Source organism: Lentilactobacillus sp. (genome assembly GCF_040773105.1).
Taxonomy (GTDB): Bacteria; Bacillota; Bacilli; order Lactobacillales; family Lactobacillaceae; genus Lentilactobacillus; species Lentilactobacillus parabuchneri.
This window is the reverse complement of the sequence record NZ_JAXGWW010000009.1, coordinates 1-20,265: the sequence shown is the minus strand read 5'-3', so window position 1 is coordinate 20,265 and position 20,265 is coordinate 1. Positions and strand designations below refer to the sequence as shown.

Annotated in this window: 22 protein-coding genes and 1 other annotated feature; of the genes, 3 read left to right on the top strand and 19 right to left on the bottom strand. The window is 45.8% G+C overall.

The annotated features are described in order from the left end of the window. From AB3112_RS01170 to AB3112_RS01160, 3 genes are all read left to right on the top strand, one after another. Positions 1 to 794 (top strand): ribonuclease J (locus tag AB3112_RS01170; RefSeq protein WP_367333840.1); only part of this gene is annotated, 794 nt, incomplete at its 5' end. A 202-nt stretch (positions 795 to 996) separates the two neighbouring features. Then, the gene (locus tag AB3112_RS01165; protein ID WP_367333839.1) at positions 997 to 1,953 is read left to right on the top strand and encodes a diacylglycerol kinase family protein; all 957 of its coding nucleotides are present in this window, start codon (positions 997 to 999) and stop codon (positions 1,951 to 1,953) included. 32 nt (positions 1,954 to 1,985) lie between these two features. Then, positions 1,986 to 2,945: an ADP-ribosylglycohydrolase family protein gene (locus tag AB3112_RS01160; protein WP_084972775.1), complete on the top strand. Its 960-nt coding sequence runs from the start codon at positions 1,986 to 1,988 to the stop codon at positions 2,943 to 2,945. A gap of 145 nt (positions 2,946 to 3,090) precedes the next feature. On the opposite strand, the gene AB3112_RS01155 is transcribed toward AB3112_RS01160, so the two are convergent. From AB3112_RS01155 to hisJ, 19 genes are all read right to left on the bottom strand, one after another. Then, positions 3,091 to 3,309 carry a hypothetical protein gene (locus AB3112_RS01155; protein ID WP_057909531.1) on the bottom strand — a complete coding sequence of 73 codons (219 nt, stop codon included), beginning with the start codon at positions 3,307 to 3,309 and terminating at the stop codon, positions 3,091 to 3,093. 189 nt (positions 3,310 to 3,498) lie between these two features. Then, positions 3,499 to 4,419, bottom strand: coding sequence for a ribokinase (gene rbsK, locus AB3112_RS01150; protein WP_057909530.1), 921 nt, complete (start codon positions 4,417 to 4,419; stop codon positions 3,499 to 3,501). Positions 4,420 to 4,509: 90 nt separating this feature from the next. Next, the gene (locus tag AB3112_RS01145; protein WP_084972776.1) at positions 4,510 to 5,517 is read right to left on the bottom strand and encodes a LacI family DNA-binding transcriptional regulator; all 1,008 of its coding nucleotides are present in this window, start codon (positions 5,515 to 5,517) and stop codon (positions 4,510 to 4,512) included. Between the two features lie 128 nt (positions 5,518 to 5,645). Further along, positions 5,646 to 6,635, bottom strand: coding sequence for an aldo/keto reductase (locus AB3112_RS01140; RefSeq protein WP_084972777.1), 990 nt, complete (start codon positions 6,633 to 6,635; stop codon positions 5,646 to 5,648). Positions 6,636 to 6,661: 26 nt separating this feature from the next. Continuing rightward, a complete protein-coding gene (locus AB3112_RS01135) occupies positions 6,662 to 7,621 on the bottom strand; it encodes a ribose-phosphate pyrophosphokinase (protein ID WP_084972778.1) in 960 nt (319 codons plus the stop codon). An 84-nt stretch (positions 7,622 to 7,705) separates the two neighbouring features. Next, a complete protein-coding gene (locus AB3112_RS01130) occupies positions 7,706 to 10,159 on the bottom strand; it encodes an ATP-dependent RecD-like DNA helicase (protein ID WP_367333841.1) in 2,454 nt (817 codons plus the stop codon). A 42-nt stretch (positions 10,160 to 10,201) separates the two neighbouring features. Next, positions 10,202 to 10,945, bottom strand: a complete 744-nt coding sequence (locus tag AB3112_RS01125; protein WP_084972780.1) for a lipopolysaccharide assembly protein LapB — start codon at positions 10,943 to 10,945, stop codon at positions 10,202 to 10,204. An 8-nt stretch (positions 10,946 to 10,953) separates the two neighbouring features. Next, positions 10,954 to 11,610, bottom strand: a complete 657-nt coding sequence (locus AB3112_RS01120) for a histidine phosphatase family protein (RefSeq protein ID WP_057909525.1) — start codon at positions 11,608 to 11,610, stop codon at positions 10,954 to 10,956. A gap of 189 nt (positions 11,611 to 11,799) precedes the next feature. After that, a complete protein-coding gene (gene mnmA / locus AB3112_RS01115; protein ID WP_084972781.1) occupies positions 11,800 to 12,924 on the bottom strand; it encodes a tRNA 2-thiouridine(34) synthase MnmA in 1,125 nt (374 codons plus the stop codon). Between the two features lie 116 nt (positions 12,925 to 13,040). After that, a complete protein-coding gene (gene hisC, locus AB3112_RS01110; RefSeq protein ID WP_084997980.1) occupies positions 13,041 to 14,120 on the bottom strand; it encodes a histidinol-phosphate transaminase in 1,080 nt (359 codons plus the stop codon). Between the two features lie 2 nt (positions 14,121 to 14,122). After that, positions 14,123 to 14,443: a phosphoribosyl-ATP diphosphatase gene (hisE, locus tag AB3112_RS01105; protein WP_057909522.1), complete on the bottom strand. Its 321-nt coding sequence runs from the start codon at positions 14,441 to 14,443 to the stop codon at positions 14,123 to 14,125. A gap of 1 nt (position 14,444) precedes the next feature. Beyond that, on the bottom strand, positions 14,445 to 14,744 hold the full coding sequence (hisI, locus tag AB3112_RS01100) for a phosphoribosyl-AMP cyclohydrolase (RefSeq protein WP_075141085.1): 300 nt from the start codon (positions 14,742 to 14,744) through the stop codon (positions 14,445 to 14,447). Between the two features lie 32 nt (positions 14,745 to 14,776). After that, positions 14,777 to 15,535 (bottom strand): imidazole glycerol phosphate synthase subunit HisF, encoded by a 759-nt coding sequence (gene hisF / locus AB3112_RS01095; RefSeq protein ID WP_057909521.1) that lies wholly within the window; start codon positions 15,533 to 15,535, stop codon positions 14,777 to 14,779. Further along, positions 15,525 to 16,253, bottom strand: a complete 729-nt coding sequence (gene hisA, locus AB3112_RS01090) for a 1-(5-phosphoribosyl)-5-[(5-phosphoribosylamino)methylideneamino]imidazole-4-carboxamide isomerase (RefSeq protein ID WP_084972784.1) — start codon at positions 16,251 to 16,253, stop codon at positions 15,525 to 15,527. The genes hisF and hisA overlap by 11 nt, the downstream gene beginning before the upstream one ends. Beyond that, a complete protein-coding gene (gene hisH, locus AB3112_RS01085) occupies positions 16,231 to 16,857 on the bottom strand; it encodes an imidazole glycerol phosphate synthase subunit HisH (protein ID WP_367333838.1) in 627 nt (208 codons plus the stop codon). Before hisH ends, hisA begins: the two co-directional genes overlap by 23 nt. Beyond that, a complete protein-coding gene (gene hisB, locus AB3112_RS01080) occupies positions 16,857 to 17,441 on the bottom strand; it encodes an imidazoleglycerol-phosphate dehydratase HisB (RefSeq protein ID WP_084972786.1) in 585 nt (194 codons plus the stop codon). Before hisB ends, hisH begins: the two co-directional genes overlap by 1 nt. A 5-nt stretch (positions 17,442 to 17,446) precedes the next feature. Next, on the bottom strand, positions 17,447 to 18,100 hold the full coding sequence (gene hisG / locus AB3112_RS01075; protein ID WP_084972787.1) for an ATP phosphoribosyltransferase: 654 nt from the start codon (positions 18,098 to 18,100) through the stop codon (positions 17,447 to 17,449). Continuing rightward, positions 18,100 to 19,242 carry an ATP phosphoribosyltransferase regulatory subunit gene (locus AB3112_RS01070; RefSeq protein WP_367333837.1) on the bottom strand — a complete coding sequence of 381 codons (1,143 nt, stop codon included), beginning with the start codon at positions 19,240 to 19,242 and terminating at the stop codon, positions 18,100 to 18,102. The genes hisG and AB3112_RS01070 overlap by 1 nt, the downstream gene beginning before the upstream one ends. Before the next feature lie 56 nt (positions 19,243 to 19,298). Beyond that, positions 19,299 to 19,554 (bottom strand) — a binding site (T-box leader). 63 nt (positions 19,555 to 19,617) lie between these two features. Then, the coding region (hisJ, locus tag AB3112_RS01065) for a histidinol-phosphatase HisJ (protein ID WP_367333836.1) at positions 19,618 to 20,265 on the bottom strand (648 nt) is incomplete at its 5' end.

Sequence of the window (20,265 nt, the reverse complement as noted above, 5' to 3'; positions counted from 1 at the left end):
TTTGTACCGGCTCTCAAGGTGAACCAATGGCCGCCCTTTCACGGATTGCCAACGGAACCCACCGCCAAATTTCGATTCAACCAGGCGACACGGTTATTTTTTCAAGTAACCCAATTCCTGGAAACACAACGAGTGTCAATAGTGTCATCAACAAGCTTGAAGAAGCCGGCGCAAACGTGATTCATGGCCGGGTCAACAACATTCACACTTCCGGTCACGGAGGCCAGGAAGAACAAAAGCTGATGCTTCGCTTAATGAAGCCTAAGTTCTTCATGCCAATTCATGGTGAGTATCGAATGCTCAAGATTCATACCGAATTAGCTGAGCAGTGCGGGGTTCCGCTGGATCACAGCTTTATCATGCAAAATGGTGATGTACTTGCCCTTTCAAAAGATACGGCCAGAATGGCTGGTCACTTCACGGCCGGTGATGTTTACATTGATGGCAGCGGAATTGGCGATGTGGGCAACCTTGTTCTAAGAGATCGTCAACTTCTTTCAGAAGAAGGAATTGTAGTCGTTGTCGCCACCATCAACTTGGACCACCAGGAAATTCAGTCTGGTCCGGATATTCTTTCACGGGGATTTGTTTACATGAGAGAGTCCGGCGAGCTTTTGGACGAAGGCCGCAGAAGAGTCTTTAAGACCATCCGCAAATCAATGAGAGCAAAGAAGGCAACTGAGTCTTCTATTAGAAACGCTGTGATTGACGACCTGCAGGAATTCTTGTACACCAAGACTGAACGCCATCCGATGATCTTACCAATGTTAATCATGAATGGTGGTCAAAAGTAGATTTTGTTAGTTATTAATCAGAGAGTGGGACAAACGGTTTTTTGATCCCAGAACTTAAGCCCAGCAATCGATTATTCCTGGTTTTGGAATGATTGGTTGCTGGGCTTAAGTGGCAGGAAACAGCCGATTGGCCACTCCCTTTCTCTACATATGTAATTTAGTCAGTTGGTTACTTTCAGCAAAGTTGGGAGCATCGTCAGAAATGGAATACTTTATTATTATGAACTTGTGTGCTGGCGGAAATAATGGGCAGAAAATCTGGCCTCAAATTAAGGAACAACTAAATGCTGCACACGCCTCCTATCGAGTTGTCTTTACGGAGTATACCGGCCACGCCGTTCTGTTAACGCAACAACTGCTTACCAGAATCGATGCCACCCATGTAACTGACGCCGTCATCATCGCCGCTGGAGGAGATGGAACATTACACGAGACGCTTCTAGGCTGCAAACGTTACTATCACGACCACGCATCGAACCAGCAAGTGCCCATTGCTTTTTTGCCAGTTGGATCAGGGAATGATTTTGCACGGGCGCTCAAGCTTCCCCGCCACTGGCAGCAGGCACTCAATAATATTTTAGCCTGCAAACAAGCAACCATGATCAATGTCGGCCATTATATCGACCTTGATAACCAGATTGATGGCTTCTTCACCAATAATTTTGGAATTGGGTTTGACGCAACGGTCGTTCATCTTGCCAACCATTCTTCACTAAAACATCATCGTTTTTGGGGGAAATTTTCATATATAGCGTCTATATTGAATGTCATCATCAATTTCAAAGGCTTCCAAGCCGATATTCAGCTAGATTCAAACCAGCAACTAACCTTTAAAAAGACCTTTTTGCTGACGACGACAAATATTCCTTACTTTGGCGGTGGCATCGACATTGTGCCCGACGCATCGGTCTTAAATCCGAATTTGGATCTGGTCATTGTTGAAAAACCAAGCCTGTGGCAATTGATTTTATTCATATCTATGCTATTTTTAAAGAGACACTTGCGGCTCAAATTCATTCACCATTTCAATCAAAAACAATTGGTCGTCCATACAAGAGACGATCGGTTGGGTCAAATTGATGGTGAGGAATTAGGCGAACGGACTTATCATATTAAGTTCGACACCGTTAAGTACCCCTTCTGGATCGGCCACAATTAACCACTCAGAAATTCTAACTATGAGGTAATTTCATGTATTCGACAAGCTACCTACTCTTTCAATCGTTAACAGCTGTTGCCTTGGGTGACGCACTTGGGTTTCCAATCCAACACGAGAAACGCACGAACTTGTTTGATGACCCGATCAGGGAAATGGTCGACCATCGCGTCATTGATGTGCCAGCTGGCACCTGGTCCGACAACACGTCGCTATCAATCGCGTCACTGGTAAGCTTGACCTTTGGATACAATTTGTACGACCTCATGACCCGTTACTCACAGTGGTTTCACTTTGGGGACTATACCCCCTTCAATCATTCTTATGGGAGTGACTGCACGACAATTCAAGCAATTAAACGCTTCGATGCCGGCACCGCCCCTGAGCTTTGCGGTTCGACTTCTCCGGACTGTGATAACAATACGACTTTAAAACGGCTGATGCCACTGGCGTTTTTCATCCTAACCAAAAATCCTCACTACCAATTTGATGGTGAATCCGCCCAATTAATTCATTCCTACACGGCTACGACCAACCGAACTCCAAAAAGTTTTGTTGCCGCCGGCTTGCTGACAAACGTGATTATTAGGCTCATTCAAAATCCCAACAAATACGCCATGCTAAGGGCTGTCAAAGAAGTCCTGGACTATTACCGCTCCCAGCCCGAATACAGCACCCAGGTGCCGTTTTTCGAGCAATTAGAGGAGTCTCATTTCCTTCGACAGTCAAGCACGAAAATCACTGCTTCAGAAGATGTCGTTGATACTTTAAATTCTGTTTTTTGGTGTTTGATGAACTCCGAGCAATATAACGTTGCTGTGTCCAAGGCGGTCAACTTTGGCAGCGATGCAGCAACGATCGGCTCGATCACATCAATGTTGGCATCACTTTTGTATGCCCCAGTAACATTCCCGGAAAGTTGGTTAGCCAAGCTCCAGGGAAGACACCAAATCAAAATTGCTGTCTCAGTGGCATTATTATCGGATTATTTTTAAAACCGCAATAAAGGCCTGGTACACCTCCCTCAATGGGGATGATGTTACCAGGCCTTTTATCATGCCAAGGTGTCCATAAGCATTTGATGCACTCAGACAAAAACAAAAAAGCCTCACCGCAATGCGGATCGACTCTTGTTTTAGACTAATCCTCTGAAGCATCCATTGCTTCAAGGATCATATTTAACTGCATGCATTCTTGATTCAGCTGCTTCATTTCGTTCCCAAATTGTGGGTTAATGACCTCAGTCGTGTTTGAATCTTTTGCGATTGACTTAATCTTACTTGCTTCTTCAGACTTCAATTGATCAAGCTTTGAGGATGCCTCTTGGTATTCTCTAAGAATTTCTAACTTGTTACTCATCGCTTAAAACCCCTTTGAACGTAAAATGTTAATTTCCGTAAAATCAAATCGAACATCTAACGCAGTCATGTTAATAACTTTTTAACATTTCCTGCTAACGACTGGTTATAATACCAGATAAAATCCAAGAAAGCAATACTTTACTAAAAAACAATCCTCATAGATGGATCAAACTAATCATTTTCGCTGTTATGACTTATATTCATTTTCAATTTCTGCGGCCGTTGGAATCGATGGTAAGGCGCCTAAACGCTGAACCGTAATTGATGAAGCCTGCTGAGCGTACACCAGAGCCTCTTCAATATTTGACAAGTCCTGATTGACTTTCGAACTAAAAGCGCCAATAAACGTATCTCCGGCGGCAGTTGTATCCTTAGCTTGGACCTTGAATGCCGGCACAAATCCACTGTCTGAAGGGGTGTGATAGTAGGCCCCGCGATCACCAACGGTAATAATTAGATGAGCAATGCCCATCTGCGCAAATTTATCAGCATTGGCATCCATCGAAGCGGTGTCATTGACTTCAATTCCGGTCAAAGTCGCACTTTCAGTTTCGTTTGGAACGATCAGATCGGTCACTTCCAGTAAGCCATCAATGATCTTTGAAGCGGGCGCCGGATTCAAAATGGTTGTCACGCCATGTTTTTTAGCAAGCTTGAATGCTTCATACGTGACCTCTTGAGGGGTTTCAAATTCGGAAATCAGGATATCAGCACTTTCGATTAAGGATTCGCTCTTAGCAAGCATCCCAGTCTCCATTGCTTGATTGGCACCACCGTATACCATGATGCTATTTTGCCCTTGACTATCCAGCAGAATGACCGCCGATCCGGTTCCGTGAGCTTGATCGACAGCTACGTGGTCCGTGTTAATGCGATCATTTTTCAATGCATCAATCATAAACTGACCGTTGCCATCGTCGCCAACTTGACCAATAAAGCTGGTAATCGCTCCTGAGCGAGCAGCAGCGACCGCTTGGTTGGCACCCTTGCCACCCGCAGAATTGGTTTTGCTTCTGGCGCTAATCGTTTCACCCGGTTTGGGCATCTGGTCAATGTGCAGTGTTGTGTCAACGTTTAAGCTTCCAAGTACAACCACTTTATTTGTCATAGTTTAGTCCCTCTAAATCCTTTAATGTAGTGTGTTAAAACCTTTAACTAAATTCTATCAGAAATCAGATTATTTAACAACTGGGTTTCATCAACTTAACTTTTGAACACTTTGTCGTTCCACCAGATGAACCGGCAGCGATACTTTTTGAATCGGCTGGTCGGTATTTTCGATTCGGTTAATAATCATCTGAGCAGCATGGGTTCCCATCTCAAAAGCAGGCTGGTGAACCGTCGTCAACTTGGGATAAACGTATTCACCCAAGTCAATGTCATCGTAACCAACAACTGAAACGTCATCGGGAACCGTCAGCCCCGCCTCTTTAATACCACGATACAAGCCAATCGCAATTTCATCGTTAATACCAAATATCGCGGTGGAATGATTTTGCAGCGCTTGCGAGGCCGCATCATAGCCGCCCTTTTTGGTGAGGGCTGTTTGGATAATATTTTCTTCAGGAATTGGTGTGCCGTTCTTCTCAAATCCGGCCAAAAATCCCTGAAGTCGTTCCTGTAGATTTAAAGTCGGCTTTTCTGCACACACAACCGTGACGTTGGTATGTCCATTTTCAATCAAATAGTCGGCTAACAAACCGCCACCCAGTTGATTGTTGGCCTCGACCCGATCGCCTTTAACCACCGGCGCCTGGTCAATCAACAGGTAGGGAATCCCGTTTTGCTTTAAAATATTATCAATGTAATTAATGTCAGACACCGCTGAGGCGATTATCATGCCGTCTGCAGCCCTTCTAACCGATTCGAATAAGTAGTGCGACTCTTGTTCCTGACTGTTGTTAGAGCCAAAAATAAGCGGTATATAGTCCTGATTAATTGCCTCAGCTTCAATTCCACGCAAAAACCGGCTGAAAAACGGGTTATTAATATTGGGAACCAGTACCCCGATAGTTCGACCACTTTTCATGATCAGGCTTTGAGCGTTAAAATCCGGTACGTAACCCATTTCCTTCTGCAGTTGCTTGACCTTTTCAACGGTCTTACTGCTGAAACGAGCTGATTTTCCGTTAAGGATCTGTGAGACCGTCGTTACAGAAACGTTGGCCCGAGCGGCTAAATCTGTTATTGTCACTTTTTTCGTCATCGTCATTTCTCCATTCACAGATAACTGTCTTCTAAGTTGATTATACCAAAAAAATAGCGTTAAACCGGTTTAATCCCAATTTAACGCTATTTCAAGTTAATTATTTAATGTAAAATGATAACTCGCGGTTATTCCTTAACGATCTTATCGATCTGCTCGAGTTCATCAGAAGTGAAATCAAGGTTCGAAAGCGCCTTTAAGTTGTCTTCCAAGTGGTTGATCTTGGAGGCGCCGGTCACAACACTGGCAACCGTCTTATCATGCAACAACCATGCCAATGACATCTGGGCCAAATTTTGACCACGGTTCTGGGCAATTTCATTAAGTTGATTTAATTTCGTAACCAGTTCATCTTTGCCATGCTTCATGACAAATTCGTTACTCCAATGAATCTTAACGTCATCGTCCATTCCCTTGAGGTACTTATCTGTCAGTAAGCCTTCTGCTAACGGACCGTATGCAACCAGCGCTTTATGATTCTGGCTGAGTGTGTCTAACAGCCCATCGTCTTCAATACCGCGATTTAGCATGTTGTATGAAGCTTGGTTGACCACAAATGGTGTGTGGAGTTCTTTGAAGTAGTTGATAATCTCAGCAGTCTGCTTGGCATTATAGTTTGAAATCCCAATGTAGAGCGCTTTTCCTGAACGAACAATTTCGTCAAGTGCTTCGGCAGTCTCTTCAAGGCTGGTCTCTGGATCAAATCGATGACTGTAATAAATATCGACATAATCCAAGCCCATCCGCTTCAAGCTGCCGTCCAGCGCGTTGACCAAAGTCTTCTTGGAAGAAAAGTTACCGTAAGGACCAGGCCACATATTGAAGCCAGCCTTGGTGGTAATCACCAACTCATCACGATAAGGTTTCAAATTTGCGCGGTAAACTTCACCAAACATTCTTTCAGCTGCCCCAGCACTGGGGCCGTAATTATAAGCATTGTCAAAGCTAAAGATTCCTAGGTCAAAGGCCTTCAAAATGACTTTCTCGCTGTCACCGTAATTGGCGTCATCGCCAAAACTGTGCCACAATCCAAATGATAATGCCGGCAATTGAAGTCCAGAATTACCTGCCCTTCGTACCACTGCGTTTTCATAACGATCGTCATTTGCCTTATACATAAATTCAACCACCTCGTAAAATATTTTTATCTACCAAACAGCTTCCCAACTGATTTGTGATTATGGATCAAGGAAATTGCTTCGCCAAACAAATTGCCGACAGGAACAACTTCCAGCTTTTCAAACTGATCGGCCTTGGAAATGCTGATAGAATCTGTCACGATCACTTTTTTAATTGGTGAATCTTGGAGTCGTTGTTGCGCATCCCCGGAAAATACCGCGTGAGTCGCCACAGCAAAGACATCCGTTGCGCCGGCCTTTTTGAGGGTCTCTGCTGCAATCGTCAATTTGAAGGCGGTATCGATCATATCGTCAACGATAATTGCCCGTTTGCCACTCACACTACCAATCACCGATTCAGGAACCGTTGTTGAATCCTCAGGTGAGCGGTTATCGATAATTGCAATCGGGGCACTGAGCAGTTCAGCAAACTTCCGTGCTCTGGAAACACCCGTATGATCAGGAGAAACCACCACGACGTCTGAACTATTGTGCTCGGCAACAAAATAATGGGCCAACAGCGTGTCCGCCTTAAGATGGTCAACGGGAATGTTGAAGAACCCCTGAATCTGATCGGCGTGCAAATCAAGTGCAACCACACGGTCAACGCCGTCCATTTCCAAGAAAGAAGCCACTAATTTAGCTGTAATTGGTTCTCGGGAACGGGCTTTTCGGTCAGCTCTCGAATACCCATAGTATGGGATGACCACGTTAATCGACTTGGCACTTGCCCGGCGGACAGCATCAACCATGATCAGTAACTCCATTAAATTCGAGTTGACGGGATCGGAAACGGATTGAACGATATAGACTTCGTCGCCGCGGATACTTTCGTCAACGCTGATTTTAATTTCATCGTCACTGAACTTTTCAACGGTCGCTTTACTGAGTGGGACACCGACTGCTTTACTAATTTCCTCAGCCAAGTGGCGGTTGGAATTCAAAGAAAATAATTTAAGATTGGGATGCGTGTTTGATTCGGCCATGATATCCTCCAAGTATTCTTCTTTACCAATATAGTTAAATTTTACCATATTTTGACATGATGATTGAAAGATTTCGCCGTTAAGTTAGGATTTCATAAAGTCTTTCGGCGAGACGTCCGCCATGCCAATCATCGGATCGATGACGTTTTGATTGATGACATCGGTCGTCAAATGATCCGGAAGGCCGGCCGCTTGTGAGCCGGCTGAAGACGGATCATCTGCTTGGACCAAATCATCGTCTGGATCACCAATGTCAGCAGGTTTGTCCCCAACAACGCCAATCGTATCGACGAGTCGTTTGACCAGACTGGTTTGTCGGTTAACCGATACGCTTTTGACGCACTGTTCAAAAGCTTCTTTTTCGCCCAGCATAATTAAGAAATCACTGGCACGGGTTACCGCGGTATACAGCAGGTTTCGCTGCAACATTCGTGAAAACTGCCAGACGATCGGTAAAATCACCATCTTGAACTCGCTACCTTGTGCCTTATGAATTGACGTACAGTAGGCCAAGGTAAATTGGGTCCACTCATTATTCTCATAAGTGACCTCAGTTTCATCAAAATCAATGGTAATTTTGTTCGGAGATTTTTGGCCCTTGGGCGCTTCCATCCCGACGATGATACCAAGGTCACCGTTAAAAACATTGCGCTCGGGATTATTAACCAGCTGCAAAACTTTATCGCCAATCCTGTAAGTATGATCACGAATTGTGACCGACTTTTTGGACGGCTTTTGATCCTGCCAGACATTTTGGACAATGTCATTAATTCGATCGATGCCGGCCCGACCACGATACATTGGTGCCAACACTTGGACATCCATCAAACCAAAGCCCTTTTGCCTGGCCCGATTAGTGACCTGTTCAATCACGGAGCCAATTTGATTTTCGTTGCAGGGAATAAAGGATCGATCCGATTGATTATCCGTAAAGTTCGCCGACAAATGCCCGCTGTGAATATCATGGGCCAATTGAATGATCGACGAGCCGCTTTCCTGTCGATAAATCGTATCAAGTTGCATCGCCGGAATTTGTTTGGAGACAAGCAAATCGTGGAAAACCTGTCCGGGACCAACTGATGGCAGCTGATCTTGATCCCCCACCAACACAACCTGCATGTGGTTGGGAATGGCTCGAACCAATGAGCGGAAGAGGTAAGTGTCGACCATCGACATCTCGTCAATAATCAATAAACTACCCTCAATATCTTTGGTTCCGGTCACGTCGTTAGACTCCCGACCATTGAGTCCCAACAACCGGTGAATGGTGCTGGCCGGAAGTCCGGTGGATTCGGTCATGTGTTTGGCAGCCCGACCAGTCGGTGCCGCCAAGACAATTGGAAACGGCTTATCTTTATAGGCGTTGATATCCAGTGAATACTCATGAAGGCGGGCATAGGTGTTGACAATCCCATTGATGATGGTTGTTTTCCCTGTCCCCGGGCCACCCGTCAGGATAAACACCGGCGACTGAATGGCCTGAATGATCGCAGCGACTTGAGAGTCGTCATAGTTAATATCGAATTTTTTCTCAACGACTCGAAGTTGCTTTTTAATCGCGTCTTCTTTGAGCTGATCCTCATCGTCCTTATTTTTAATGACCCGATTGAGATGATCGGCAATCTGGACTTCCGCGTTATACAAGCGGGTTAAGTAAATCCGGTTTTCTTCGCCAATCACTTTACCTTCTTTAGCAAGGGCCACCAAGCTGGCAGCGAGCTTTTTGCCGGAAATCTGTTGTTCAGAATTGCCTTCCAATACGCTCGAAGCCATCTCAATCAAGGGCTGAGTCGTGGTGTAAGTATCGCCATTTTTTAAGCAGAGTTCATTAATCGCGTACATCAAGCCGGCCCGAATCCGCTCGTCGGAATCAGGAACCAAGCCCAATTTAAGGGCAATCGCGTCGGCCCGTTTAAAACTAATGCCGTCAATATCTTCAACTAACTGATAAGGATTGTTGGCGATGATTGTCAACGCGTCTTCATGGTATTTTTGATAAATCGAGGACGCAATCGCACTGGAAAAGCCATAGCTATTGAGGCCCACAATGACTTTTTCCAACCCATCGTCAGAATCAAGATTATCGATAATGGCCGAACGTGACTTGGGGCTGATCGGAACGTCATCCAACACCCGGCTGTCCGCCGTGATTTTTTCAATCGCGTCATCACCCAGGGCATCCACGACCCGTTCGGCGGTTTTTTTACCAACCCCTGGGAATCGATCTCCCGAAAGATACTTGATGACGCCCTCTTGAGTGGTCGCAATTAAGCTTGAATAATTGGTCGCTTGAAATTGCTTGCCATACCGGGGATGGTCAACTAACTTTCCCATAAAATGATAACTGTTTTCTTCAACCAAATCCCCGAAACTGCCAGTCACGACGATCTCGTCTTCCGGCCAATTAATATTGGTATCCGTAATTTCGACCAAAACCACTTTATAAAAACTGTCGTTACTCGAAAAGAAGATCGCCTTTAAGCGGCCATCAACGTATTGTGGTTCGTTATTATTTTGTTGTGAACCAAATAAATCCATTGCCTGATCCAAGCTGATCCTCCTTCAAATAGCTAATGCACTTCAGTCGTTCTTCTTATCCTTATTAAGTTGAATGACTTTTTCAATATCCTTTAACTTTTCCTGGCCGCGATTAAAGTAGTCGGGATCGGCACGCTTCGCCTTTTCAAAGTAGGGTTCAAATTCCTCGCCATTAACCATTGCAACCAGGCCACGGTTAAAATTCGCCTTGCCATTGTCGGGTTGCGTTTTTAAAACGATATCATAAAACTCACCGGCTTGGGCGAAGTTCCCAAGCGCCAACAGGTTGTCACCAATCATTTGGTTAACGTCTGGATCATTATGATGTGAACTTTGCGCAGATAAGGCAAAAACCATCGCCCGTTTGTTATCCCCTTTTGCCATGTAGCTTTGGGCCAACATAATATAAGCTTCTCCTTGAAGCTTCTTATCGGCAATTTCTTGAAAAATCTTAATGGCCTTATCGTATTCTGCCGCCGCATAATAGACATTTCCAAGGCCAAACTTCAAGGTATCCTGAACGTCTTGCGTCGCCTGATCAAATAAGCCGAGTGCCTTCATTAAAAGTTCTTCGGCCTGTTCATAATCCTTTGCTTCAACCAGAAAAGTCGCTAAATCATAGTAATTGTGGTAGTTATCCGGATCCTGATCCACTTTTTTGACCAGTTCATGAATAGCTGCTTTGGCCTTTGCTTCTTCAGCCTCACGTTTCTTAGTATAAATACGTTGATTCTCTTGATTTTTTTCTTGTAACTTTTTAATTTTATCAGAATTATTATTTGCCATATGCTCACCTAGACCAAATCTGTTGGGTCCAATTTTTTATTTAAATAGCTGGTATCATTCCAGTCTAACAACTGATAGGTTTTCCCCTGGTCGTTACTCTGTAAAATCGTGGTGCTGGTGTTGGCCAAACCGCCACGCTTTCTCAGGTCCGGTAACGGGACTCCCAGCAACGCATTGATTTCCGCGTTCAATGCGGCGCCATGAGAGACGATCATCACGTTGTCGTCTGGATAACGGTTGACAATGGCAGTGATTGCCGGCGTCATCCGATTAATGACGTCTTGGTAGCTTTCACCACCAATTTCACCCGGCTGATACAAATCCGGATGATTGCGAAAATCTTCGAATTGCTTGGGGTAGGTCCGCTTCACGTCGTCAAACTTTTGACCTTCCATTTTTCCAAGGTGGAATTCTTCCAGTCTTGAAAGAAGTGAAATGTTGGCGTGCTTCTTAAGTTTGCGATTAATTCGGGCAGCCGTCACTCGCGCCCGTTTGATGGGGCTTGAATAAATATGGGCAAACGTGACTTTTTGAAAATATTTTCCTAACGCTTCCATTTCAGCATAACTTTGGGGAAGCAGCGGTGAATCCCCGCCAGCACCTTGATAGCGGCTTTCAAGATTCCATTCCGTTTTACCGTGTCTAACAAAGTACAGTTTAGTCAATTTTCTTTCCTCCCAAACGATTTTAGCTTCTTACATTATGACAGGAAAGGGCCATGATTTCAAAACTGAAAATAAATTTCTTAATAAATTTGGCTTTCATGAATTGTTTCCAAAGTCGTTGGTGCGAGATGTTATCAAAAATAACCCAACCCAAAATAAAAAAGTTGACGCAATCGTCAACTTTTTTCATTATACATACTGCAATTCCTTGGCCTGCTTATAAGCAGCGTCAATAATCGCAGAACCCAAGCACTCGTCACCGTCATAAAAGACAACTGCTTGACCGGGTGTAATGGCACGAACCGGTGCGTCAAAGTCAACGCGAACCGATTTGCCATCATCACTGATGTGAACCGTCACGCCGGTGTCTTTTTGGCGATATCGGAACTTGGCGGTGCAGTGGAAGTCTTTGCCGCGGTCAAGGGTGTTGACCCAATGGATATCTGACGCCTCAAGGTAATCAGCGTATAACAGTGGATTATGGTAACCCTTGCCCACGTATAAAATATTCTTCTTCAAATCTTTGCCGACAACGAACCATGGCTGATTATCAATTCCATCGCCACCGATTCCAAGACCCTTTCGTTGGCCGATCGTGTAGTACATCAAGCCGTCGTGTTGGCCCTTGACTTCACCGTCGACGGTCATCATCTTACCAGGGGTTGCTGGTAGATAGTGGCCCAAGAAGTTCTTAAAGTTCTTCTCGCCAATAAAACAAATCCCAACGGAATCTTTCTTATCAGCAGTGGCCAACCCAGCTTCTTTGGCAATCTTTCGGACGTCCGGCTTGACCATATTGCCAATTGGAAACATCACTCGATCAAGCTGATCAGCGGAAAGCTGGCTCAAGAAGTAAGTTTGGTCCTTGTTGCCATCGGATGCCCGCAACAGATGGTTGTGGCCATCTTCGTCACGAGTCAATTGCGCATAGTGTCCGGTCGCAATGTAATCGGCACCCAATTCCAAGGCGTAGTCCAAAAATGCCTTAAACTTGATTTCCTTATTACAAATCACGTCAGGATCGGGTGTTCTGCCCTTTTTGTACTCATCCAAGAAATACGTGAACACACGGTCCCAGTACTCCTTTTCAAAGTTAACAGAATAATATGGGATGCCGATCCTGTTAGCGACTTTAGCAACGTCTTTATAGTCTTCGGTTGCAGTACATACGCCGTTTTCATCAGTATCATCCCAGTTCTTCATGAAAACGCCAATCACATCGTATCCTTGTTGTTTGAGCAGGTAAGCGACGACAGATGAGTCGACCCCTCCGCTCATACCAACAACAACCCGAGTTTGACTGTTGTCTTGCATAAAACCACCATCATTTCAATTAGATTCTGGAGAATCCACGAGTTGAAGGTCGTAATTTCCAGTAAATTTAATAATAACGCATTCTTGAAGTGAATGCTACTTATTGTAAGTAGAAATTAGCTGCCAAGAAATTCTTCAATCAGGCTCTGAACAGCTTGGTTGTCTTCCGGCTTGCCGATGGTAACGCGCAGCCAGTCCTGGCGTAAACCGTTCCGAAGTAAATAACCGTGTGCCAGCAAATATTGATGAAGTTCATCTGCATCCCCACCTTTAACCTGAAAGAAAATGAAGTTCGTAGCCGAATCATAAAATGGCAGTCCAGCTTTAATCAAGAAGTGCTCCCATTTTTGGCGCTCAGAAATAACCTGTTTGACTGTCGACTGAACAAACGATTGGTCCTTAAAAGCAGCCGTGGCGGCAATTTCTGCAAAAGTACTCAAGTTGTAAGGCAGCCGAACCGCTTGCAGGTAGCCGATTAACGGTTCCGAACAAACCGCAAAGCCAACCCGGAAGTTGGCCAGGCCGTACGCTTTGGAAAAAGTCCGAAGCACCACCAAATTACGGAACTGATGCGTCAACCCGATCACAGAATCGCGGGCGTTGCCGGTAAAATCAATATAGGCTTCATCGACAATCACCGTCACTGTTTCAGGAACGTTTTCTAAAAAGGACTGGATCAGGTTGGGGCCCAAGAATGTTCCGGTCGGATTATTAGGATTACAGAGCCAAATCATGCTGGTTTTGTCGGTGATTTCGTTTGCCAACGCGTTTAAATCAATCCGGCCGGATTCATCCAGGGCAACCGATTTTAATGTCGCTCCCTCAATTTGGGAGTGCAGCGCGTATTCTGAAAACGTTGGCTCCGGATCCAGAACGTCGTCACCCGGTTTCAAAATGACCCGGCATAATAATTCAATGATCTCATCCAGCCCGTTGCCAAAGATCAGCTGCTGCTCGCTAATATCAAACTGCGAGGCAATAATCGACCGGAGTTCAGCAGCGTTGCTATCCGGATAAAGGTTGGCGTCTTCGTAGTGCCACTTGTCCAACGCCTTGGCCACATCAGGTGACGTCCCAAACGCATTTTCGTTGGCCGATAGTCGAACCAGCTGCTTTAAGCCCGCCTTTTCTTTCAATTGAGCCAACGTCAACTCCGGAATATAGGGCTTTAAGTGTTTAACGGCTTCTTTGACCATCCTCACCACTCCTTAATTTGTTTACGGTCCCGGGTGATACTCTTCTTGCCTTCACGGCTGGCTAACTCCTGCTTAATCTGATCAGGCGTAATGCCGCGTTCTGCCATCAATACCTCAACGTGGTAGGCCAAATCGGCCACTTCCAAAATAAAGTCCGGATCGGATGGGTTCTTTGCGGCAACCACCACCTCAGTGGCCTCCTCACCGATTTTCTTCAAAATCTTATCGAGGCCCTTGGTAAACAAATAATCCGTGTATGAGCCTTTCTCGGGGTTATTTTTCCGCTCTAAAATTAATTGGTATAATTCGTCTAAATCTTGCATACTATTCCTCCTCGTTTGCAACAGGTAAAATTGTTCGGTAAAAGCAGCTGGTGTGCCCAGTATGACAAGCCGGGCCAGCCGGGATGACCTTCATTAATAACGTGTCTTCATCACAGTCAATGTCAATTGAGACAATCTGTTGGGTGTTACCGCTGGTTGCCCCCTTGTGCCACAGCTCTTTTCGACTTCGTGACCAAAACCAGGTTTGTCTGGTTTTGAGGCTCAAATTAAAACTTTCTTCATTAACATAAGCCATCATCAAAACCTGTTTGGTCCGATCATCAATGACAATCGTCGGCACTAATCCATCCGGGTACTTTTCAAAATTTGGTGTTAACGTACGATCACCCCTTTTGTTCTTAAATCCTGTTTGACTTGTGGAATTGTCAGTTCGCCAAAATGAAAAACTGACGCTGCCAGCGCCCCATCGACGTCTGTTTTGGCAAAGACTTCCGAAAAATCATTGATTTGGCCACAGCCACCGGAAGCGATAACCGGAACGTTGACGGCGGCCGTTAACTGCTGGTACAAGGCAATGTCGTAGCCGCTTTTGGTGCCGTCCTTATCCATGCTGGTGACTAAGAGCTCACCCGCACCGCGCCGGACACCTTCTTTGGCCCACTCGATCGCATCCAAATCAGTTTGCTTGCGGCCGCCGTTAACGTAAACATCGTAGCCTTGTCGAACAGGATTCCATTTGGCATCAATGGCTAAAACAACACATTGGGCGCCAAATTTTTCTGCCCCCTGGGTAATGAGGTCTGGATCACTGACCGCCGCGGAATTAACCGCCGTCTTGTCGGCGCCTGCCTTGAGTAAGTTCTGCATATCGTCAACGTTGTGAATCCCACCGCCAACGGTCAGGGGCATAAAAACCTGACTGGCGACTTCTTCAATCGTCGCCACAATCGCTTTTCGTTTCTCGTTGGTTGCGGTGATATCCAAAAAGACTAATTCATCGGCCCCCTGCTTTTGATAAGCAGCCGCAATTTCAGTGGGGTCACCGACGTCTTGCAAATTAACAAAGTTGACGCCTTTTTTAACTCTGCCGTGATCAACGTCCAGGCAGGGAATAATTCGTTTAGCTAACACGTGCGTTCACCTCCGCTAACGTTTGTAAGGGTAAGTCTCCAGTGGCCATGGCCTTGCCGACAATTGCGGCTTTAATGCCGGCCGCTTCAAGTTGTTGTAAATCCGCCACGTTTCGAATACCGCCCGAGGCAATGACGGTGACTTCTGGAAATTTCACTTGTAATTGGCTCAACTGCGCCGTGTTGGGGCCCGACATGGTGCCGTCACGGGAAATGTCGGTGACAATAAAGGTCTCAACTCCAAACGCAGCCATCGAGGCCATCAGCGAAGCCATTTCCACCTGGCTTTGTTCCAGCCAACCGGAGACGGCGACCTGGCCATTTTTGCCATCAATTCCAACGACAATCTGATCGGCACCAAACTGGTTAATCGCCGATTGAACCAGCTTGGGGTCGTTCAATGCGGCTGACCCCAGGATGACCCGGTCAACGCCGGACGTCAGGTAGGCATTAATCTGAGACATTGAGCGAATCCCGCCGCCAACTTCAACCTTGAGGTCGGTTTGCTCACAAATCTGCTCAATGATTGTTCGATTGACTGGTCGGCCGGACTTGGCCCCATCCAAATCGACTAAATGGAGGTTGGTCAGTCCCGCCTGTTCAATGCTGACGGCTTGTTCAACCGGAGATTGACTGATGACGGTTGTTTGCTTGAAGTCCCCTTGATACAGGCGGACGCTTTGCTGATTTTTCAAATCAATTGCGGGAATAATCTGCATTTTCAACCAACTCCTTAAATTTCGTTAAGCCTGCAAGTCCAACCGTCCCACTTTTTTCGGGGTGAAATTGCATGCCGATCACATTTTCTTTGCGGACAATACTGGGGATGCTTACCCCGTAATCAACGGTGGCGAGGATATTAGCCGGATCCGTTTTGGCATAGTAGGAATGAACGAAGTAGCTGAACTGGCTATCAAATACGTCTGCCAATGGGTCTGCTTGCGTGACTTGATTTTGATCCCATCCCATATGGGGAACCTTAACGCCCAAATTATCGGGAATTGCAACGACTCGCCCTGGAATCAGGCCTAGGCCGTCAGTTTGGCCAAACTCGTCACTTTTTTCAAATAAAACCTGCATCCCCAGGCAAATGCCGAGAATCGGAATTTTGGAACTGGCGGCTTCTTGAATCACCGTCACCAGGCCACGTTCTTTTAATGACAGCATGGCTTTTTTAAACGCACCAACGCCTGGTAAAATCAGACCGTCTGCACTTAAGATTTGTGCAGGATCAGCACTTAAAACACTATCGACTCCCAGATAATCCAACGCTTTTTTAACGTTTCGCGTGTTTCCGGTGTCATAATCAATCACAACAATCATTAGATAACCCCCTTGGTTGACGGAATCCCCTTTATCTCAGGATTTAAGCTGACAGCGGCTCGCAGCGCCCTTCCCAACGCCTTAAACAGCGTTTCGATTTTATGGTGGGTATTTCTGCCGTACAACACTTCGGCATGTAAATTCAGCTCGGCATTAAACGCAAACGCTTGGAAGAAATCCTCGGTTACTTCAGTATCGTAGCCACCAAGGTGGTCGTTATCAAATTCGGCTTTGAATACCAGATAAGAACGCCCTGAAAGATCAATTACCACCCGACTCAAGGTTTCGTCCAGCGGAATTAGTGCGGAGCCGAACCGCTCAATGCCGGCTTTGTCGCCAAGGGCTTGTTTTAACGCCATCCCCAGCGCAATGCCGACGTCTTCGGTTGTATGGTGCGGATCAACATCCAAATCGCCTTTGGCCTTGACGACCAAGCCGAAGCGCCCATGGCGGGCAAACGCATCAAGCATATGGTTAAAAAAACCAATTCCGGTGTCAATTTGAATTTTTGAATAGTCGTCCAAGTTTAGTGTTAGGTCAACCTGAGTTTCGTTTGTATTTCTAGAAATCGTTGCCTGTCTCATTTTGGTCACTCCTTGATTAAATTAGATTGTGCTGATTGTTGGTCGGCACGCTGTAAATTCGTGATGAGTTGCTTGATCTGTGGCTGATACTGGCGAAGCGCCAATCGGTTGACGACCAACTTGGTGTTGACCGGCTGAAGCCGTGCATAGACTTGAAGATGATTTTCTCTAAGGGTATTTCCGGTTTCGACAATGTCGACGATCGCATCCGCCAAGCCAATCAGCGGCGCCAGTTCAACCGAGCCTTCAATTTTAATGATTTCAACATCCTCACCAATCCCTTGAAAATAACGCTTGGTGATGTTGGGATACTTGGTCGCGATAATCTTTCGCCGGTGGGCCTGAGGGTCAAAATCCGAAGTCGATGCCAGAACGAACCGGCATTTGCCAACACTCAGATCAAGCATGGCGTACTGGGAATTTTGTTGCTCATCAAGAATGTCGCTGCCGACAATCCCAATTTGAACCGATCCGTTATTGAGATAGGTCAAGACGTCCGGGCCCTTCACCAAAATAATTTCGTAACGGGGATCTTCATCAAAGATCAATCGCCGTTGTTTGTTTCGAATACCGTCACAATTGATCCCACTTGCTTCTAGTAACGGAACTACCTGCTGTTCGGTACGGCCTTTAGTTAAGGCAATTTTTAATCGTTTCATTATTTCACCTGCTTTGTTAAATCAATCAGTTGACTGCCGTTTCCGGCCGCCAGTCGTTTGGCAGCTTCACGATCGTCCGTCAGACAGAGGGTTGAATTCGGCGTTTTGGCCAACATTTCAACGGCTGCTTCCCACTGGTCATCGTTGAAGAAGATCAGTGACTGCGGTGTGTCTGCCGGAAGTGCGGTGCGTTCAACCAACGAATCAACGTCGAAAGCAACGCCCACCGCGGAAGTCTTGACCTTTTGAAAATTTGTCAGTAAGTCGTCATAGCGACCGCCGCTAAACAGGTAGTCGGCTGACTGCTCGGTAAAGCCTCGAAACGCCATGCCGGTGTAGTACTGCTGAGGAGAAGGAATACTGAGGTCAACGGTGACCGTGTCATCGGGGTACATTTCATTAATGAATTGGGCCGTTGACTGGAGGTCACTGATGATCGGCTGTAACGCGGGAATCTCGGGTAAACGGTCGACGACTTTCATCACTTGGTCAAAGTCACCAAACAGCCACGGCCATTCCTGGAGAAAGTCGCCGAAGTCGCTTTGTTTTAGCGGGGCAATCAAACTATCAAACTTGCTTAAATCTTTATTAAACAATGCCTGCTTTAGGCTGTCGCCAGTGGTTTCCGGAAGTCCCAGTTGGTCGACAACCACGGCCACAAATTTGGCGTGGCTCAGTTCAACGGTGACGTTTTTGATCGTCATTTCCCGACAGCCGGACAACGCAACGTCCAAGCATTCCCAATCCGCCTTTAATCCCCGGTAACCGACAATTTCAATACCGGCTTGGGTCAGCTGGTTGTAGCTTCCGGATAACTGTTTTTTGACCCGGAAGACGTCGCCGCCGTAGTACCATTTGACTGGCAGATCAACGCCGGTCGTCGCCATCACCCGGGCAACCGGCAACGTTAGATCCGGCCTTAATACCAACGGTTCTCCCTGATCATCCAACAGTTGATAAGGTCGATAGTTGTCTGCATTCAGCGGCTGGAAAACATCTGAGTATTCCAAAACCGGTGTCGTTAATTTCCGAAATCCGCGGTTTCTGAAACTCTTAAATAATTTATTTTCAATTGATTCTTTAACTTCAGCTTGAACTCCGAGTTCATCGCGGGTTCCGCTTGGTAAATTTTTATTTTTCATACCGTCACTTCCCAATTTCTTGAATAAAAAAAAGTCCCCGAAAACTGTATTCAGTCTTCGAGGACGCCTTAAATGTCGTGGTTCCACCCCAATTTGCCGCTGCCTCACAGTAGCCGGCCTTACGTTGCCAATATCTAGTCATCCTCTGATAACAGATATGGTAACCCTGATAACGCTAAACATGCGAACCGGCCTACTTGATTCAGCCGATTAGTTCATAGATGTGTGTTCGCCAGCTCAACTCACCCCTTCTCAGCCACGGGACTCTCTTTAAAATCAACACTGGTTACTTTTTCTAATCAAAACTTTATTATATTAATTTTTACTTGATTTAGTTTCATATGATACCCCGAATATTCTAAAAGTCAAGGCGCTTTACTCAATTAATGAGATGACACCGTGATAGCCATGACCGACTTCGGCGATGCTATGGGCGTCGCTGCCATAAACCCAGGGAATTTTTAATTCATTTGCCATTTTAATAATTGATAATGATGGATACTGTTCATTGCAATACGGTTTGTATAATCCGGCGGCGTTTAAATCGAGTTCCCGCTGCTGCTTTTTGACCGTTTTCAAAATTTCGGCAATTAATTGGAAATTTTCAGATGAAAAATTGGCATCCAGTTGAAAATAATCCTGAAACTTTTTGATAAGCGTCATGTGGCCAATTCGATTCGGCGCGTAGTCCCCTAAGTCTGCCTGCAATGAATCCAAAACCGCTTGAAAATATTGGTGATAAAGCGCCTGAGAATCAGCTGCCTGACTGAGCAGCCCTTCTTGAAAATCGGCGGGGGTGTCATCCACACACCAGTATCTTCCATCTTTTCCCTTCATAAAGTGAACGGATAAGATACTGTCGGACGTTTGTGGCCCGTATTGATCTAGAAACTCACGCGTCCAATCAGTGAAGTCCGGCAGGTAGTCAACCTCAAACCCAATCCGAATTTTAATTTGGTCCGCATATTTTGCCTTCATCCGGTTGGCTTTTTCAAAATAGGCGTCAAGGTCGCCTGCGGCCAT

What these genes read in the sequence shown, in the direction of transcription:
- AB3112_RS01155 (WP_057909531.1), bottom strand. Translation starts at nt 3,309, where the DNA reads ATGAGTAACAAGTTAGAAATTCTTAGAGAATACCAAGAGGCATCCTCA.
- hisE (WP_057909522.1), bottom strand. Translation starts at nt 14,443, where the DNA reads ATGCAAGATTTAGACGAATTATACCAATTAATTTTAGAGCGGAAAAAT.
- mnmA (WP_084972781.1), bottom strand. Translation starts at nt 12,924, where the DNA reads ATGCAAGACAACAGTCAAACTCGGGTTGTTGTTGGTATGAGCGGAGGG.
- hisA (WP_084972784.1), bottom strand. Translation starts at nt 16,253, where the DNA reads ATGCAGATTATTCCCGCAATTGATTTGAAAAATCAGCAAAGCGTCCGC.
- AB3112_RS01140 (WP_084972777.1), bottom strand. Translation starts at nt 6,635, where the DNA reads ATGTATAAGGCAAATGACGATCGTTATGAAAACGCAGTGGTACGAAGG.
- AB3112_RS01135 (WP_084972778.1), bottom strand. Translation starts at nt 7,621, where the DNA reads ATGGCCGAATCAAACACGCATCCCAATCTTAAATTATTTTCTTTGAAT.
- hisG (WP_084972787.1), bottom strand. Translation starts at nt 18,100, where the DNA reads ATGAAACGATTAAAAATTGCCTTAACTAAAGGCCGTACCGAACAGCAG.
- AB3112_RS01130 (WP_367333841.1), bottom strand. Translation starts at nt 10,159, where the DNA reads ATGGATTTATTTGGTTCACAACAAAATAATAACGAACCACAATACGTT.
- AB3112_RS01070 (WP_367333837.1), bottom strand. Translation starts at nt 19,242, where the DNA reads ATGAAAAATAAAAATTTACCAAGCGGAACCCGCGATGAACTCGGAGTT.
- hisH (WP_367333838.1), bottom strand. Translation starts at nt 16,857, where the DNA reads ATGATTGTTGTGATTGATTATGACACCGGAAACACGCGAAACGTTAAA.
- hisC (WP_084997980.1), bottom strand. Translation starts at nt 14,120, where the DNA reads ATGGTCAAAGAAGCCGTTAAACACTTAAAGCCCTATATTCCGGAGTTG.
- hisB (WP_084972786.1), bottom strand. Translation starts at nt 17,441, where the DNA reads ATGAGACAGGCAACGATTTCTAGAAATACAAACGAAACTCAGGTTGAC.
- AB3112_RS01160 (WP_084972775.1), top strand. Translation starts at nt 1,986, where the DNA reads ATGTATTCGACAAGCTACCTACTCTTTCAATCGTTAACAGCTGTTGCC.
- rbsK (WP_057909530.1), bottom strand. Translation starts at nt 4,419, where the DNA reads ATGACAAATAAAGTGGTTGTACTTGGAAGCTTAAACGTTGACACAACA.
- AB3112_RS01125 (WP_084972780.1), bottom strand. Translation starts at nt 10,945, where the DNA reads ATGGCAAATAATAATTCTGATAAAATTAAAAAGTTACAAGAAAAAAAT.
- AB3112_RS01165 (WP_367333839.1), top strand. Translation starts at nt 997, where the DNA reads ATGGAATACTTTATTATTATGAACTTGTGTGCTGGCGGAAATAATGGG.
- AB3112_RS01145 (WP_084972776.1), bottom strand. Translation starts at nt 5,517, where the DNA reads ATGACGAAAAAAGTGACAATAACAGATTTAGCCGCTCGGGCCAACGTT.